The following is a 14,445-nucleotide window of genomic DNA, read 5'->3' as shown; positions in this document are numbered from 1 at the left end:
CAACGGGGCCCTCTTCTTTAATTAGACGGAAATCTTTGCGAACCCTGCGCCGGTTGCCGGCTCAAGGTTCGCAAAGCGGCTAATTACTTGCCGTGTATATTGTAAAAGTTATAGTCCGTCATCGGCGCATCAGGAAAGCCCAGGTTGCGGCCAATAGTAATGATTTGGCCGCGATGGTAGGTGCCATGGTTCATTACCTGCATAATATATTCAAAATTCTGGAAATCACACTGGAACCAGGGACTGATAACCAAGTTGTTTGCCTCCAGGGCTTCATCGGTCATTGACTCAACATAGTCTGCTAATTCATCCGAACTTTCAACCAGGCCGGCAATTGCTTCTTCAATTGTGCCGTTAAATCTTTCAGCTACTTTTGGTTCGGCCTTTTTTATTACCGAAAGCCAGTATTGCTGAACATCCAGGATATGGGCAATAGTTGCCTTTATAGAGTTAAAGCTGGAGGGCACTTCCTGTTCCAAAATATCAGCAGGTTTGGTCCGCAACCAGTTAACCAGGGTTACATTAGCCCAAAGGTTGTAGCCGGCATAATTTTTCATTAAATAAACAATCGACGATACGTTGGTATCAATAGTTAATTCCTTCTGTTTCATAATAGTGTTGTTTTGATCTTTACAACAAAATAACCATACGCCGTTGACAACCCTATGTCAGCAGGGAAACAGGAAAGGAAATAAAGTTTGATTTTATTTATGTACGGCCTTAAACATTAAGCTAACGGCACCTACATCACTCTTTTCGTACTATCTGGCTGTTCACTTCTATCTCCTTAAGCAAACCGGAGGCATTCGCTGTACTCCCAAATGCCTTGTCAGGGTTGTTTTGCGAAAGCTTATCGAGATCGTTTTCGGTTTGGTCCAGCTGTTTAAACAGCGTATTGATCTCTTTTAAATGAGAGTTAAAGAATTTTGCCTTGTTATTATAGGTGTCAATTTTATAATTATTGGCAGCAGCCACAGATGTATGTGCGGTATCGGCAGCCATGATGGCGTAAGGTGATAAATTGTTCACCGTGGTTTGGATAGGAACAATAGATGGGTTTGCGTCCTTGGCGTCAGGCACCTGCAGCGTAAGTTTAACCGGATCGGGGTTGTAAGCTACCAGGCTTTTATACTCGTCCGTTATAGCGTCTATAATTTTATGTTCGTTTGAACGGGTTTGGGAAATGATCTGGTTCCGGATATTCTTTTTAAAACTGTTGAACAGCAGGGAAGTAAAATCATACGCCTTAGTGCGCAAAACAGCATTTTGCACCGAATAATAATTACTCAGCGTTTTATTCTTGGTGTACATTAAACCAAGGTTAGTGCTAAATACCTGCGACGGCACGCTTAATGTTACATCTGTTTCATTTCCAAAGTTGTAATACTGCTTGCCATAGATCTCCATGTCGTCCAACCGCTCATACGACGAAAGAAAATAAAGCCGGTAACGCTGGTACTCCTGGTCGGGGTTGTCAATTTGTGCATAGCAGTTCTGCAGAAACGTTTCAACGGCTTTGTCATTAAAAACCTGGTAAATATCTGCATTGGGTGATGGCTTCCATCGGATTAGCGAGAGCCTGGCTTTAAATTCAAGCTCAGCAGCATTGTTTACCCTTAACGAGTCGAACATTTTTGCTACAAAGTAAGCCACCTGTGCGTTGGCCATACCTGCTTTCCCTTTGTTTACCATGGCGTAAAGGCTGTCCTGTATGGTAAGGTAGTTCTCGCTGTTGTTCCAGAACGAGGGTTCAAGGGGCGGCAGCAGCAACTTGTTGGTCTTTATATCAACAAAAATAAAAGTGCCCAGCGGGTAAATGTTCTGGAAGTTCTTCTCAAGCATTGATAAACTGCTCATAGAGGCAGAATCCATTTTAAGCAGGAAATTAAGCACTTTGTTGCGCTCCAGTTTTACACTCAGGCCTTCCAGCGACTCAAAGTTAGACGATTGTTTTTCGGGGATGATAATGGGTACGTACGTTACCTTTTTGTCATTCTGCAGCAGCGCGGCATAATCCCTTTTAACGGTGACAGACGTTTGATCTTCCGCATCCTGCCCGTAAAAAGCAATGGAATCGCCCTTATTTACCGAAATTTCCTTTATTTTTTCTTCGCCGGGATTTAGTTTCAGTAAAGTCTTTAATTTAAACTTGCCATCTGCTTTTGTGATCTTATAAAATACAGCAACGTTGGTTTTAGCGGTGTTCTTTATTCTGAATTTAAAGCCGGTAGCATGGCTTAGAAACGGGAGCCCTGTTAATATGACCAGGAATAATTTTGGTAGCAGGGTGAGGTTAGCTTTCGGGGTAAATAAAGCAGAAACGTTCATTTATAGTTATTTTTTCACAAGTATGCTATAATAACGCTTGCCGGCGGGGTTTAGTTTTAAGCCGGCATGTACAGGCAGCTATACCAGCAGAATACTCATATTAAAACACAAAAGCCGCCTGGTACAGCGGCTTTTGTAGTAAAAATATTACAAAGCTTAAAAGTTGGTTTTAAAGTCTTCTGCTGTTTTGCCCACCTTTTCAAGTGTACTATCAGCAAGTTGTTTTACCTTATCCAGCCATTCCGGTGCGTTATCTGTAAGGTCCTCAATAATTGAGCGGCCATCTGCGTTCTTTTTTGTAATGTAGTTAATGCCCAGTCCTACGGCAGCGCCTACTATCATATATTTTAATATGCTCATGATTTTATAATTTTTTAAATAAACGGTGTTTAACCGATAATGTTTTAACCGGAAAGTATTCCATACATCCTTCCGCTAATTTCTTTATAAAACATGTGCGGGTGTCCTGCAAATAGTTAAATCAAGGAGAAAAGCGGGAGCCGTGAGTTAAAAAACAGAATCAGGGCCTCCACTTAAATGATTGTGCATCAATGGCCCGCATGGTGCAAAGTACACCGTTTAAATGGTCGTACTCATGCTGCAAAAGTTCAGACAGCGCGCCATCCATGTTCCATTGCTGCGGCGTCCAATTTTCATCGAGGTAGTGTATGGTTAATGACTGGTGCCGTTTTACCTTTACCAGCAAGTTCGGAAAACTCATGCAGTCGTCCCACAACTCAAACATGCCGGTGCTCAGGTTGCTCAATTCCGGGTTTATAAATACAACCGGTTTATCAATATTCATATAAATAACCCGTTTCATAATACCCAGCTGCGGGGCGGCAATGGCGCGGCCAAAATTATACTTATGCCTGATCTCCTGCATAACATTATGCAGGTCGGCTACCCAGGTTTTTACAAGGGGGAGTTCCGCTTGTAAAACAGGTTCGCAGGTTTCATAAAGGCGGGAATCGCCAAGCAGCAAGAGGTCTTTAAGGGTTTTCATTTACTTTATCAACAGCCTTTATAGTAAAAAGCACTGCATTTAAAATTATGCATTTTACCGTAGTCACGGTTAAAAAAGCACAAAAAAAGGGAACAGGCATTAACCTGTTCCCCGGGAGCAGCGAGTGCTGTTAATATTATTTCATGCTGGCTTTGATCTTGTTGATCGCATCCAGGTGAGTTTGTACTATGGGGGCTGTTTTTGCTGCAAATGCCTTTAGCTCGACATCTTTACAATCTTTAGCGGCCATATTCATCAGGTCAAGCGTTTTTTTATGTCCGTCAACCATAGCGTCAACGTAAGCCTTATCAAAGTCCTTGCCCGATAGTTTTGAAAGGTCTTCTAATTTCTTTTGATGATCAGCGTCTGGAGCAGCCGGCAGGGTAATGTTTTTTGCTTTGGCAATAGCCATCAGTTCATCATTTGCTTTGCCATGGTCAGCAACCATCATATCAGCAAAGCTTTTCACCTGTGCATTTGCTGCTTTGGTTTGTGCCAGTTTGCCCAGCGCAACTTCGGCCATGCCGCCGTTGGCCGCATCGGTAGCAAATTTAGCGTCTTCGGCAGTAACAGCTATGCCACCGGTAGCCGCAACATTGGTAGTGGTGTCTTTAGTTTTGTTTAAACTGTCGGCGTTTTCTTTAGAGTCTTTCGGCCCTTTACAACCCTGGAACGCATAGGCTGCAACAGCGATCATGATCGCATAACTTAACTTCTTCATAGGTATATAGTTTGTGTTTTTATAATTATAATTAACTTAACAAGCTATATATCACAAAAGTTTTAACTTAAAAATAATATTTAATTACAATAGGTTTAACTCAGCTCTTTCATTAGTTTATCAAAAGCTTCCCGCAGTTCTGCAAGTTCAGTTTCCAGTTTAGTTACACGCGCTTCCAGGCCGCTTTTAGTAACCGGGGCATCATCATTAAAATCATCGTCGCTTATATCAGGTATGCCGCTTAATAAATGGGCATAGCGGGCTTCTTTTTGCCCCGGGCGTTTTGGCAGTTCCATTAAAAAGGGCAGTTCCTCGCTGCTAAGCCTTTCCAGTTTTTCCTGTACTTCTTCTATCGATTCAAACTCATACATGCGGCCCGAATTGGTATTTATTTCGCCCGGGGTTTGCGGTCCGCGCAGCATCAGTAAACAAATGATGGCAACTTCGGCAGGCAGTACCGGAAATACGATGGCAAAATTGTGTTTGTATTTTACGCTGCGGATGGACCCGCCGGTTGCTGTTGAAATAAGTCCGCGCCTTTTCAGTGTGTTTAATGCGGTGGCAACGGTATCCTCATCATAATTAACCACAGGCTTGCGCGACGTTTTTTGATTACAGGCAAGCGTAAGGCTGTTAATGGTCATAGGGTAATAGTCGGGTGTGGTTTTGCTTTTCTCCATTAATGAGCCAAGCACCCGCAGTTCAACGGCATCAAGTAAGGGTAGGGTTATTGGTGAATCCATGCAGCTAAGATATATATTTTTGACTGCGGATGCCTGAAATTCAATTCGGGGACTTTTATTAAATCAATTAACGCATCGGTTGATTAAATCACTCCGACTTCCAAAATAATCCCGTTACTTTGCATTGTTATGTCGCTGTTCATTGCATCGTTAAATTCCGGGAGTAACGGTAATTGCTATTACGTGGGTAATGAGCATGAGGCTATATTGGTTGATGCCGGTATCTCCTGCCGTGAAACAGAAAAACGGATGTTGCGGCTGGGTTTATCCATGCAAAAGGTAAAAGCCATTTTTGTATCGCACGAGCATTCTGATCATATCAACGGTATTCCTGGCATCGCAAAAAAATACAAACTGCCGGTTTACATTACACCGCCAACATTGCAAAGAGGCGGGCTGCAGCTTGATGAGCAACTGGTGATCTCATTCGGGCCTTTTGAAACGGTAACTATCGGCGATCTGCAGGTTACTGCTTTCCCCAAACAGCACGATGCCAGCAACCCGCACAGTTTTTTGATTACCTGCCGGGATATTAAAGTGGGGGTTTTTACCGATATCGGCGTGGTTTGCGAAAACCTGGTGCAACATTTCAGCCAATGCCATGCGGCTTTTCTTGAGGCCAATTATGATGATGAAATGCTTGACAAGGGCGGCTACCCCTATCATTTAAAGCGCAGGATCCGCGGGGGGCATGGTCACTTGTCAAACAAGCAGGCGCTTGACCTTTTTATGGCCCATAAGCCGCCGTTTATGACCCATCTGCTGCTGTCGCACCTTTCCAAAAACAATAACGATCCGCACCTTGTGCAGGAGCTGTTTGATGGCTGTGCGGGCGGTACAAATATCATTGTAGCTTCGCGCTATGTGGAAACTGAAGTTTATTATATAAGCAACCCGGCAGAAAATAAGGGGGTGCCTAATGGGCGCAAAGTGGCATTCAAGTCTCAGCAGATCTCGTTGTTCTAAACAATACGTCCGCGACCTGCGGGAGCGGTTTAAAAAACTTAAATCGCGTTCTTTATTTCGTCCATAACCGACTGGTGCGAACTAACACGGCCGCTTTTTATATCAGCAAGGTTTTCCTGGATGGCTTCCTTCAAATCAAAGTCACATTGCAGCTCAAATAATGCGTTTTGCAATAGTGTTCTTTCCCTTTTATCCAGGTTAGGCAGATGGGCAATTATATCTTCAACATTCATATTTTTCTAATATTTATTGATCCGAAAATACGATTAAATTTTTAAAAAAGCACCCCTAACATGATTGTGACTTCCGGGTGGCAAACAGCCTGGTTTGCAGTATGTGATACTGCCGGCTTTTTTGTGACGATGCTAAGTGGTTAACGGATAGCACAGTATGCCGGGGGCAACTGACAGCGGCTACAGGCGTCCCAAAACAAGATCAGCAACTTCTTCACCAACCAGGCTTCCCATTGCTACACCCATTCCGTTGCATCTTACCGCACAAAAAACATGGGGCTCCACCTGCTTTACAATCGGGCGGATGTCTTCGCCGAAACCCATAATTCCGCTCCACCAGTAATCCACCTCAAAATCCTGCCCGGGCAGGATCACCTCGCTTAAATAAGACAACAGTTTGTTTTTGACCTTATCGGTATGCCCAAAATCCCAGGTCTCTTCAGCGGTATAATCAAGGTTGCGCCCGCCGCCAAAAAGCACCCGGCCATCAATATTTCTGAAATAATAGTACCCTTCATTAAAATGATAGGTGCCTTGTAGCTTTAGCCCGGGTATTGGTTTGGTTACTAATACCTGTCCGCGTCCCGGCGTAACATTAAGCCCCGGAAAAAGCTGGTTGGCAAAAGCATTGGTCGCTAATATTACTTTGCCCGCTTTAAAATTTCCCTGCGAAGTAGTAAGCGCCACCCTTTTCCCGTCATTTTCAATGTTTTTTATGTCGCACCCATTTAACACCATTACACCAGCACTATATACCTTATTTAATAAGGCTCGCATCATTTTTCCAGTATGCAACTGGCCTTCAAAAGGGTTGTAGATCATGGCACTAACTCCCCGGAAGCCAAAATCTGCTATTTTGGCATTGGCTACTGAATAAATGTTAGGTTTGCCTATTGCCTGGTGCAGCAGCTTGTTAAAATACGTTAATTGTTCAATACTCTCCGCCGCCTTTTCAGTTTCATTGTCCATAAACAGTTCATAGCCTCCATGCTGCCGGAAGCCGATATTGTCATCGCCTAAATTTTCACGCAACTTTTGCAGCCCCCGCCATTTATAGTCAACCATGCGCAGCACTTCGGCTTCAGATGATTTTTTAAGATAATCCATTTGCTCGGAAACTGTTCCAAAACAGGCAAAACCGGCATTTTTTGTGCTGGCGCCGGTGGGTAAAAAGCCGCGCTCCAATACCAATACATTCAGGGTGGGTTCCTGCTTTTTTAAGCGTAAAGCGGCGCTTAAGCCTACAAGGCCGCTGCCTATGATAATGATATCCGCATTGTCAATAAATGCGGTTCGTTCCCAGTATGAAAATGTATTTGCTTCCACGTCCCTTTTATTTTACGGAATACTTTTTGATTATTCATTTAAGCACAAAGGCTTAAGCTGCGTTATCAAAAATATATAAAATCCGGCGCTTTAATTGAAGCCGTCAGCTAAACAAATTACAATCTAAAAAATGAATGGACTATCAATAATCACAGGGTTTATCGGCTATAATTCAGCCTGGTTTTTAATGATCGTAATTGCAATAGTTAGTTTTATTGTTCAATGGCGGTTTAAAAGCAAATTTAAGCAATATGCAGAGATGCCATTACTGTCTGGTTTGTCTGGCAGAGAGGTAGCGGAGCGGATGCTGCGCGACAACGGCATTTACGACGTGCAGGTTATTTCTGTTGAAGGTGAGTTAACCGATCATTATAATCCCGAAGATAAGACCGTTAACTTGAGCCAGGATGTTTTTTACAGCCGCAGCGTGGCATCAGCAGCGGTGGCAGCACATGAATGTGGGCATGCCGTTCAGCATGCAAAGGCCTACAAATGGCTTAGCCTGCGCACGGCAAAGGTTCCTATTATTAATGTAGCATCAACCTTAACACAGTGGACGCTGTTTATAGGCGTTATGCTGTTGTTTTTTGTGCACAGCCCTTACGTGCTGGCGGTGGGCGTTGCTGCGCTGGCGGTGGTTACCACTTTTAGTTTTGTAACATTGCCGGTTGAGTTTGATGCCAGTAACCGCGCGCTGGCCTGGCTTAACAACAATTACAACGTTATGCAAACCCGCGAAGAACATGAGCAGGCAAAAGATGCGCTGTGGTGGGCCGCCATGACTTATGTAGTTGCGGCCTTAAGTGCGCTGGCTACACTGTTGTATTATGCTTCCCTTTTGTTTAACCGCAGGGATTAAGCCGGCCTATTATTCATTTACCTGAATGAGATTAGAGCCGCATTAAAATTTGACCGGAAATTCTAATTGAAATCTAATGCGCTGGTAATTAACTTAGTTCGATTATTGATGTCTTATTTGTAAAATAAAAAATATGAAAAAGACCATCAAATACTTCATGATCGGTATTGCGGTTATGATAAGTTCTCCAAAACTATTTGCGCAGATAAGCATTGGAATATCTGTACATATTAATCCACCGGCATTGCCGGTTTATTCACAGCCGGCCTGCCCTGTTGAGGGCTACCTTTGGGTGCCGGGCTACTGGGCCTGGTCAGGCGATGCTAATGACTTTTATTGGGTTCCCGGCGTATGGGTAAGCCCACCGCAGCCCGGTTTGCTATGGACACCCGGCTATTGGGGTTATGAGGGCGATCTATACGTATTTCACCGCGGCTACTGGGGCCGTCACATCGGTTTTTATGGCGGGGTAAATTATGGGTACGGTTATAGCGGCAGCGGCTTTTACGGCGGCAGATGGGAGGGTAATTCCTTCAGGTATAACACGGCTGTTGTAAATGTGAACAATACCGTTGTTCATAACACCTATATTGACCGCACGGTCATAGTTAATAATACAACTGTTAACAACGTAAGCTATAATGGCCCCGGCGGCGTTACTGCCAAACCGCGCCCGGAAGAGGTGAGGGCAATGAATGAATCGCATATTCAGCCCACCGTACAGCAGCAATCGCATGAAAAGGTAGCTCAAAATAACCCGGCCCAGTTTGCAAAGGCAAATAATGGCAGGCCCGCTACCACAAGCATGAACAAAGTTAACGGACGCCAGTTTAACGGCGAAGGCAGTAATGCAAGAGCAATGTCCGCCAGCGATAAGGCTGCTGCTGCGCCACACAACGCTCAGGCAGCCGATGCGGCAGGAAATACAAATAATAGGCCGTTAAATGGGCAGGCGCAAAGAACCAGGCAACCAGCCGGTTCGGTTGTTAATAACCGCGCTGCCAGGCCCTTTGGCCAGGTAAAAGCAAATGCTCCGGCAACTCATAACAGGATGCCGGCACAGCGAAAGCCGGTTCAACGGCAGCAAGAAAGGCCTGTTGAAAAGCCCCGCGAGTAGCGCTGCACTCATAAAGAATTACTAAATAATAACAGAAGGCTGTTCCTCATTTTGTATGGAGCAGCCTTTTTGTTATTTTAGTATTCATCCCAAAGACAAACATTTATCAGGGACTATTTGTATGTCTTTTTATTATATCTGCATGAAAAAAATTGCTTTACTGCTTATCCTATTAAGCAATGTGGGCACCATCCCGCAGCTTGCTGTTGCCGCAACGCGCAAAGTCACTCCTTCTGCCGAAGTGTTACAAGACTCCGCAACCGTGGTACATAAAAAAAAGCGTGTTATAAAACGGCAATTCCGGGCCACACGTTCGCAGCGGATGCAAATGCAGTTACGACAGGCGGCTAAACACAATAAGGAAGCGCAAAGGGAGGAGCGTTTGCAGCAGCGAATAAAAAAGGATACCAGCAGGTAAACCCGCCTAAGGCAGCCTCAAATTAATAAAACATTATTTGCTGCGGATTGTAACTTAAGGGCGCTTATAAATTCAGCGCTGTTAAATTAAAATCACCCCTATGAAAAAGAGCATCAAAGTTTTTATTCTTCTTTGTATGGTATGTTTTACCATACCCCCAATATATGCACAGGTAAGTGTGAGTATAACGGTGGGCACGCCGCCACCGCCTTTAAGGGTTTATGAAATGCCGGAATGCCCTGCCGATGGGTATATCTGGCAGCCGGGTTACTGGGCCTACGATAATGATGAAGGCGGGTATTACTGGGTGCCCGGTGTGTGGGTTGCCCCGCCAAACCCCGGCTTGTATTGGACCCCGGCTTACTGGGGTTATACCGGAAGTGTTTACGGGTTCCATAGCGGCTATTGGGGGCCACATGTAGGTTTTTATGGCGGCATCAACTATGGCTACGGCTACAGCGGGCATGGCTACGGCGGCGGACGATGGGATGGCGACAGGTTCCGTTACAACACCGCTGTTGTGCGCGTAAACAGAACAATTATTCATAACACCTACATTGACCGCACGGTGGTACGCAATACTAACGACCGCAGAAGCTTTAACGGGCGTGGCGGCGTAACGGCAAGGCCAAGGCCGCAAGAACGCGTGGCTATGAAAGAGCGCCACGTTCAGCCAACACCAAATCAGATCTCGCACCAGGAAGCAGCACATAAAGAAAGGAATTCATTTGTAAAGGCCAGGCCGGCAGCTAACCGGCCCAATAACGCGGTGAGGCCGGGTAACAACACTAAGGCTGCCAGGCCGCAGGGTAATCAACGCCAGGCACAGCCCGCTGCTAAACAACAGCGTACGGCACAGCCGCGTGTTCAGCAGCAGCGCGCGCAGCAGCAACGTGTGACCCAACCCAAGCGGGCGGCACAGCCACAGCGGGCACCACAACCACAACAACAACAACGTGCACCGCAACAGCAGAGAGCGCCACAGCAGCAACGTGCACCACAGCAACAACGTGCACCGCAACAGCAGAGAGCACCACAACAACAACGTGCACCACAACAACAACGCGCGCCGCAGCAGCAACCGCATAATGCGCCCCGCCCGGAACATCACAGGTAAAAACAGGGGACAAATAAAAACCCCGGCTGTTTATAGCCGGGGTTTTTATTCTATATCTTTTGATTACATTAATTCATTCTGTATGGGGCTATAAGGTAAAATTCAGGGATCTGCACATTAAACAATTGATCATCCATTAAGCGCGACATCTGGTACTCGCCTTTCATGCTGCCCATGTCAGTCTTTAAGTTGCAGCCCGAAACATATTCATGCACCTGGCCGGGTTCAATTACCGGCTGCTGGCCAACCACTCCTTCGCCTTCAACTTCGCGCTTTGCGCCGTTTGAGTCAAAAATATACCAATGCCTGCCTAACAACCTTACTGCATAAGTACCCATGTTCTCTATCTTTACCTTATAAGCGAACATAAAGTGATCATTTGCAGGGTTTGAATATTCGGGCTGATAGATGGTCTCTACTGAAACTTTAACGCCGTCTGTAATAGTGGTAACCATATCCTAAGTTTCTTTGAATTCAAATATATATTATCCGGTCAAATATCAAGCCATATTTGAAACTTTTTTTTTATGTTACATGCTATTGACCAATTGTTTATGAAATATAAGGGATAAATGGAGCACAGGGCGAAATGGCGGGGATAGCCTTTCAGTACCGTACTTCGTCCTCAAACGCGGCGTAGCGCGGGTTTTGGCTAACTTCTTCCAATATCTCCGTCACCTCTTCCAGTGTTCCTGCTGTAACCAGGCGCATGCGGTATTCTTTAAAGTTTTCAATTCCTTTAAAATAATTGCTGTAATGCCTGCGCATTTCAAAGATCCCGGTTTTAGGGCCTTTCCATTCGATGGACTTTTGCAGGTGGGTGCTGCAGGCGTCTATCCGCTCGGCAATGGTGGGCTTATCCAGGTATTCGCCGGTTTTAAAGTAGTGCTTTATCTCGCGGAAGATCCAGGGGTAACCGATTGCCGCGCGGCCAATCATCATTCCATCCACGCCAAATTCCATCCGCCATTCGGCCGCCTTTTCAGGAGAATCAATATCACCATTCCCAAAAATGGGAATTTTTATCCTGGGGTTCTTTTTGATCTCGCGGATCAGGGTCCAGTCGGCAACGCCCTTATACATTTGTGAACGGGTGCGGCCGTGAATAGTTAATGCTTTTATGCCTACATCCTGTAACCGTTCGGCAACTTCGTAAACATTTTTTGTATTGTCATCCCAGCCCAGCCGGGTTTTAACGGTTACCGGCAGGTGCGTTGCTTCAACCACGGCCTTGGTCATGGCCACCATTTTATCAATATCCTGCAGCAGGCTTGCGCCTGCACCGCGGCAGGCCACCTGCTTTACCGGGCAGCCATAGTTGATGTCCATCAGGTCGGGTTTGGCAAGGGTAGCAATCTCGGTAGCCTCGCGCATGTGATCAATATCACTGCCGAAGATCTGGATCCCAATGGGGCGCTCATACTCAAAAATATCGAGTTTTTGCCGGCTTTTTGCCGCATCACGAATTAGTCCCTCTGATGAGATAAATTCGGTGTACATCATATCCGCCCCATTTTGCTTACACACGTACCGGAAGGGAGGGTCGCTCACATCTTCCATCGGCGCCAGCAAAAGCGGAAATTCACCTAAATCAATATTTCCTATTTGTACAGACATCAGTTATCTTCGTGCAAAAATACGTATTTTAAGCCGGATGATAATAATTCCATATAAATGGTTAACTAATAATGACAATGAACTGTATCCTGCAGCGCAGTTTCTGATTTTTATCTTGGTTTTTTTAATCATGTTATTTATCGGAAATGTAATAGGTATTGGAATTGTAACGGCGGTGTATGGTTTAAAAACGTTAATGGCCATCAGTACCTTATCGGTTACGGCTCCGCATTTTGCCCCTGCGTTATGGATATTGCAGATAACAGGCACCACCATCCCCATATTTGCCGCGCCGGTTGTGTTTGCCTGGCTTTTAACCAACCAGCCGCGTTATTATATCAAGACTGATTTTAGTTTTCCGTGGGCACTGATGGTGATCATTTTCGCCCTCATGTTCTTATCCAACCCGTTGATTGAACTGTTGTCAAATATCAACCAAAAAATGGTGCTGCCGCCCTGGTTAAAGTGGATGCGCGAAAGCGAAGACAGTGCCCAAAAGGTGATGGAAGCCATACTGAAGATGAACAACATCTGGGACGTGATTGTAAATGTGCTGATGGTTGGCCTGCTAACCGCAATTGCCGAGGAGTTTATGTTCCGCGGGGTGATCCAAACCATTTTTGTGCGCTGGACACGCAACACACATGCCGCGGTATGGATCACCGCTATTTTGTTCAGCGCTTTTCACATGGAGTTTTTTGGATTTTTACCCCGCCTGCTGCTTGGTGTTTTCTTCGGATATTTTGTAGCCTGGAGCGGCAGCATCTGGACCGGTGTTTGGGCTCATTTTATAAATAACGGCACTATTGTTATTGTTACCTATCTTTTTCAGAAAAAAATAATTAACGGCGACCCAAACGATCAGCACCTTTTTAACAACCTGTGGTACGCCATAAGTTTTGTAATTGTTATAGCTTTGCTTTTTATTTACAGAAAGATAGCCGCCGCAAAAGATCAAATACCAGTTTACTGATGGAGAAGAACTGGGTGAAAATATATACTTCCACAAATTATTATCAATCAGAAATGGTGAAACAGGCACTTGCCGGGCAAGACATAGAAACCGTATTATTAAACAAGCAGGACTCGTCACACCGCACCTTTGGCAATATTGAAGTGTATGTGCACCAAAGCAACTTTAGTGATGCCATTGAAATCCTAATTCTGAATCAAATTATTTTATGAAAACACGCGCTATAACCGGGTTCTTTTTTGTTGTTGTTATGCTGGCTTCGGTTTTGTGCGGCCGTTACGTATTCAGCGCATTTTACCTGCTGGTTAGTATTTTATGCCTGCATGAATTTTATAAGCTGATAGGCCAAAGCGGGGTAAGGCCCAATATGCAAGCCGGGATGCTTAACGGGGTGCTGGTTTTTGTGTTTGTCGCGCTGCAGTATTATACCAGCGAGGCCCGTTTCCTGTTGGTGTTGCTCACCTTTAGCATGGCGCTTATTTTTATACAGGAACTGTACAAGCCATCGCCCGCGCCGTTTACCAATATTGCATTTACCTTTTTAGGCATCATATTCACTGTTGTACCTTTCAGCTTTTTCCATGCGCTGGCATTTGTTAATGGTAGTTTTAATTTTCATTTCCCGCTTGCGTTTTTGCTGATGCTATGGACCAATGATACCGGTGCTTACCTTTCGGGCAGGTTTTTAGGAAAGCATAAACTTTTTGAAAGACATTCGCCTAAAAAAACATGGGAAGGGTTTATTGGCGGCGTGCTGCTTACTGTAGGCACAGCTACTATCCTTTCGCATTATTTTACGGATGTGCACTGGCTGCAGTGGGCTTCCATGGCGCTGTATATCAGCCTGGTGGGCACCTTTGGCGATTTGGTTGAATCCATGCTTAAACGCAGCATCAATATCAAAGATTCCGGCAGCATTTTACCCGGCCACGGCGGACTTTTAGACCGCTTTGACGGACTTTTACTCGCAGCGCCGCTGGTATTTGCCTTTTTATACCTGTTTTTTATCTAATTTTGTAAC

18 protein-coding genes are annotated in these 14,445 nt (G+C 45.0%); 8 read left to right on the top strand and 10 right to left on the bottom strand.

The window, feature by feature from the left end:
* Nucleotides 1-83 precede the first annotated feature (83 nt).
* From MuYL_RS01385 to MuYL_RS01360, 6 genes are all read right to left on the bottom strand, one after another.
* Nucleotides 84-611 carry a DinB family protein gene (locus MuYL_RS01385; RefSeq protein ID WP_211710221.1) on the bottom strand — a complete coding sequence of 176 codons (528 nt, stop codon included), beginning with the start codon at nt 609-611 and terminating at the stop codon, nt 84-86.
* Between the two features lie 136 nt (nt 612-747).
* Nucleotides 748-2,328 (bottom strand): hypothetical protein, encoded by a 1,581-nt coding sequence (locus tag MuYL_RS01380; RefSeq protein WP_094568822.1) that lies wholly within the window; start codon nt 2,326-2,328, stop codon nt 748-750.
* A 156-nt stretch (nt 2,329-2,484) separates the two neighbouring features.
* A complete protein-coding gene (locus tag MuYL_RS01375) occupies nt 2,485-2,688 on the bottom strand; it encodes a hypothetical protein (RefSeq protein WP_094568821.1) in 204 nt (67 codons plus the stop codon).
* A 160-nt stretch (nt 2,689-2,848) separates the two neighbouring features.
* Nucleotides 2,849-3,334 (bottom strand): peptide deformylase, encoded by a 486-nt coding sequence (locus MuYL_RS01370; protein ID WP_094568820.1) that lies wholly within the window; start codon nt 3,332-3,334, stop codon nt 2,849-2,851.
* Nucleotides 3,335-3,470: 136 nt separating this feature from the next.
* A complete protein-coding gene (locus MuYL_RS01365) occupies nt 3,471-4,055 on the bottom strand; it encodes a DUF4142 domain-containing protein (RefSeq protein ID WP_094568819.1) in 585 nt (194 codons plus the stop codon).
* A 95-nt stretch (nt 4,056-4,150) separates the two neighbouring features.
* Nucleotides 4,151-4,798, bottom strand: a complete 648-nt coding sequence (locus tag MuYL_RS01360) for a YceH family protein (RefSeq protein WP_094568818.1) — start codon at nt 4,796-4,798, stop codon at nt 4,151-4,153.
* Nucleotides 4,799-4,927: 129 nt separating this feature from the next.
* Between MuYL_RS01360 and MuYL_RS01355 the strand changes: the two genes are divergently transcribed.
* Nucleotides 4,928-5,764 carry an MBL fold metallo-hydrolase gene (locus MuYL_RS01355; protein ID WP_094568817.1) on the top strand — a complete coding sequence of 279 codons (837 nt, stop codon included), beginning with the start codon at nt 4,928-4,930 and terminating at the stop codon, nt 5,762-5,764.
* A gap of 38 nt (nt 5,765-5,802) precedes the next feature.
* Here MuYL_RS01355 and MuYL_RS01350 read toward each other — a convergent pair whose 3' ends face one another.
* Nucleotides 5,803-5,997, bottom strand: coding sequence for a hypothetical protein (locus MuYL_RS01350; protein WP_094568816.1), 195 nt, complete (start codon nt 5,995-5,997; stop codon nt 5,803-5,805).
* A gap of 180 nt (nt 5,998-6,177) precedes the next feature.
* Nucleotides 6,178-7,323, bottom strand: coding sequence for an NAD(P)/FAD-dependent oxidoreductase (locus tag MuYL_RS01345; protein ID WP_094568815.1), 1,146 nt, complete (start codon nt 7,321-7,323; stop codon nt 6,178-6,180).
* 130 nt (nt 7,324-7,453) lie between these two features.
* On the opposite strand from MuYL_RS01345, the gene MuYL_RS01340 reads away from it, so the two are divergent.
* The 4 genes from MuYL_RS01340 to MuYL_RS23495 all read left to right on the top strand — a co-directional run bounded on the left by MuYL_RS01340 (nt 7,454) and on the right by MuYL_RS23495 (nt 10,834).
* On the top strand, nt 7,454-8,182 hold the full coding sequence (locus MuYL_RS01340; RefSeq protein ID WP_094568814.1) for a zinc metallopeptidase: 729 nt from the start codon (nt 7,454-7,456) through the stop codon (nt 8,180-8,182).
* Between the two features lie 133 nt (nt 8,183-8,315).
* Nucleotides 8,316-9,299, top strand: coding sequence for a YXWGXW repeat-containing protein (locus tag MuYL_RS01335; RefSeq protein ID WP_211710219.1), 984 nt, complete (start codon nt 8,316-8,318; stop codon nt 9,297-9,299).
* A gap of 142 nt (nt 9,300-9,441) precedes the next feature.
* Complete coding sequence (locus MuYL_RS01330) at nt 9,442-9,717, top strand: hypothetical protein (RefSeq protein WP_094568813.1); 276 nt, start codon at nt 9,442-9,444, stop codon at nt 9,715-9,717.
* Nucleotides 9,718-9,817: 100 nt separating this feature from the next.
* A complete protein-coding gene (locus MuYL_RS23495) occupies nt 9,818-10,834 on the top strand; it encodes a YXWGXW repeat-containing protein (protein ID WP_211710217.1) in 1,017 nt (338 codons plus the stop codon).
* Nucleotides 10,835-10,902: 68 nt separating this feature from the next.
* Here MuYL_RS23495 and apaG read toward each other — a convergent pair whose 3' ends face one another.
* Both apaG and dusB read right to left on the bottom strand, forming a co-directional pair.
* Nucleotides 10,903-11,289, bottom strand: a complete 387-nt coding sequence (apaG, locus tag MuYL_RS01320) for a Co2+/Mg2+ efflux protein ApaG (protein ID WP_094568812.1) — start codon at nt 11,287-11,289, stop codon at nt 10,903-10,905.
* A gap of 151 nt (nt 11,290-11,440) precedes the next feature.
* Nucleotides 11,441-12,451, bottom strand: coding sequence for a tRNA dihydrouridine synthase DusB (gene dusB, locus MuYL_RS01315; RefSeq protein ID WP_094568811.1), 1,011 nt, complete (start codon nt 12,449-12,451; stop codon nt 11,441-11,443).
* Nucleotides 12,452-12,581: 130 nt separating this feature from the next.
* On the opposite strand from dusB, the gene MuYL_RS01310 reads away from it, so the two are divergent.
* Genes MuYL_RS01310 through MuYL_RS01300 form a run of 3 tightly spaced genes read left to right on the top strand, consistent with a single transcriptional unit; the run spans nt 12,582 to nt 14,436 of the window.
* A complete protein-coding gene (locus MuYL_RS01310) occupies nt 12,582-13,424 on the top strand; it encodes a CPBP family intramembrane glutamic endopeptidase (RefSeq protein WP_157740532.1) in 843 nt (280 codons plus the stop codon).
* A complete protein-coding gene (locus tag MuYL_RS01305) occupies nt 13,424-13,636 on the top strand; it encodes a putative signal transducing protein (RefSeq protein WP_094568809.1) in 213 nt (70 codons plus the stop codon). Before MuYL_RS01310 ends, MuYL_RS01305 begins: the two co-directional genes overlap by 1 nt.
* On the top strand, nt 13,633-14,436 hold the full coding sequence (locus tag MuYL_RS01300; protein WP_094568808.1) for a phosphatidate cytidylyltransferase: 804 nt from the start codon (nt 13,633-13,635) through the stop codon (nt 14,434-14,436). Before MuYL_RS01305 ends, MuYL_RS01300 begins: the two co-directional genes overlap by 4 nt.
* Nucleotides 14,437-14,445: the final 9 nt, after the last annotated feature.

This window comes from Mucilaginibacter xinganensis (assembly GCF_002257585.1).
GTDB lineage: Bacteria > Bacteroidota > Bacteroidia > Sphingobacteriales > Sphingobacteriaceae > Mucilaginibacter > Mucilaginibacter xinganensis.
This window is presented reverse-complemented; position numbering and strand designations above follow the sequence as displayed.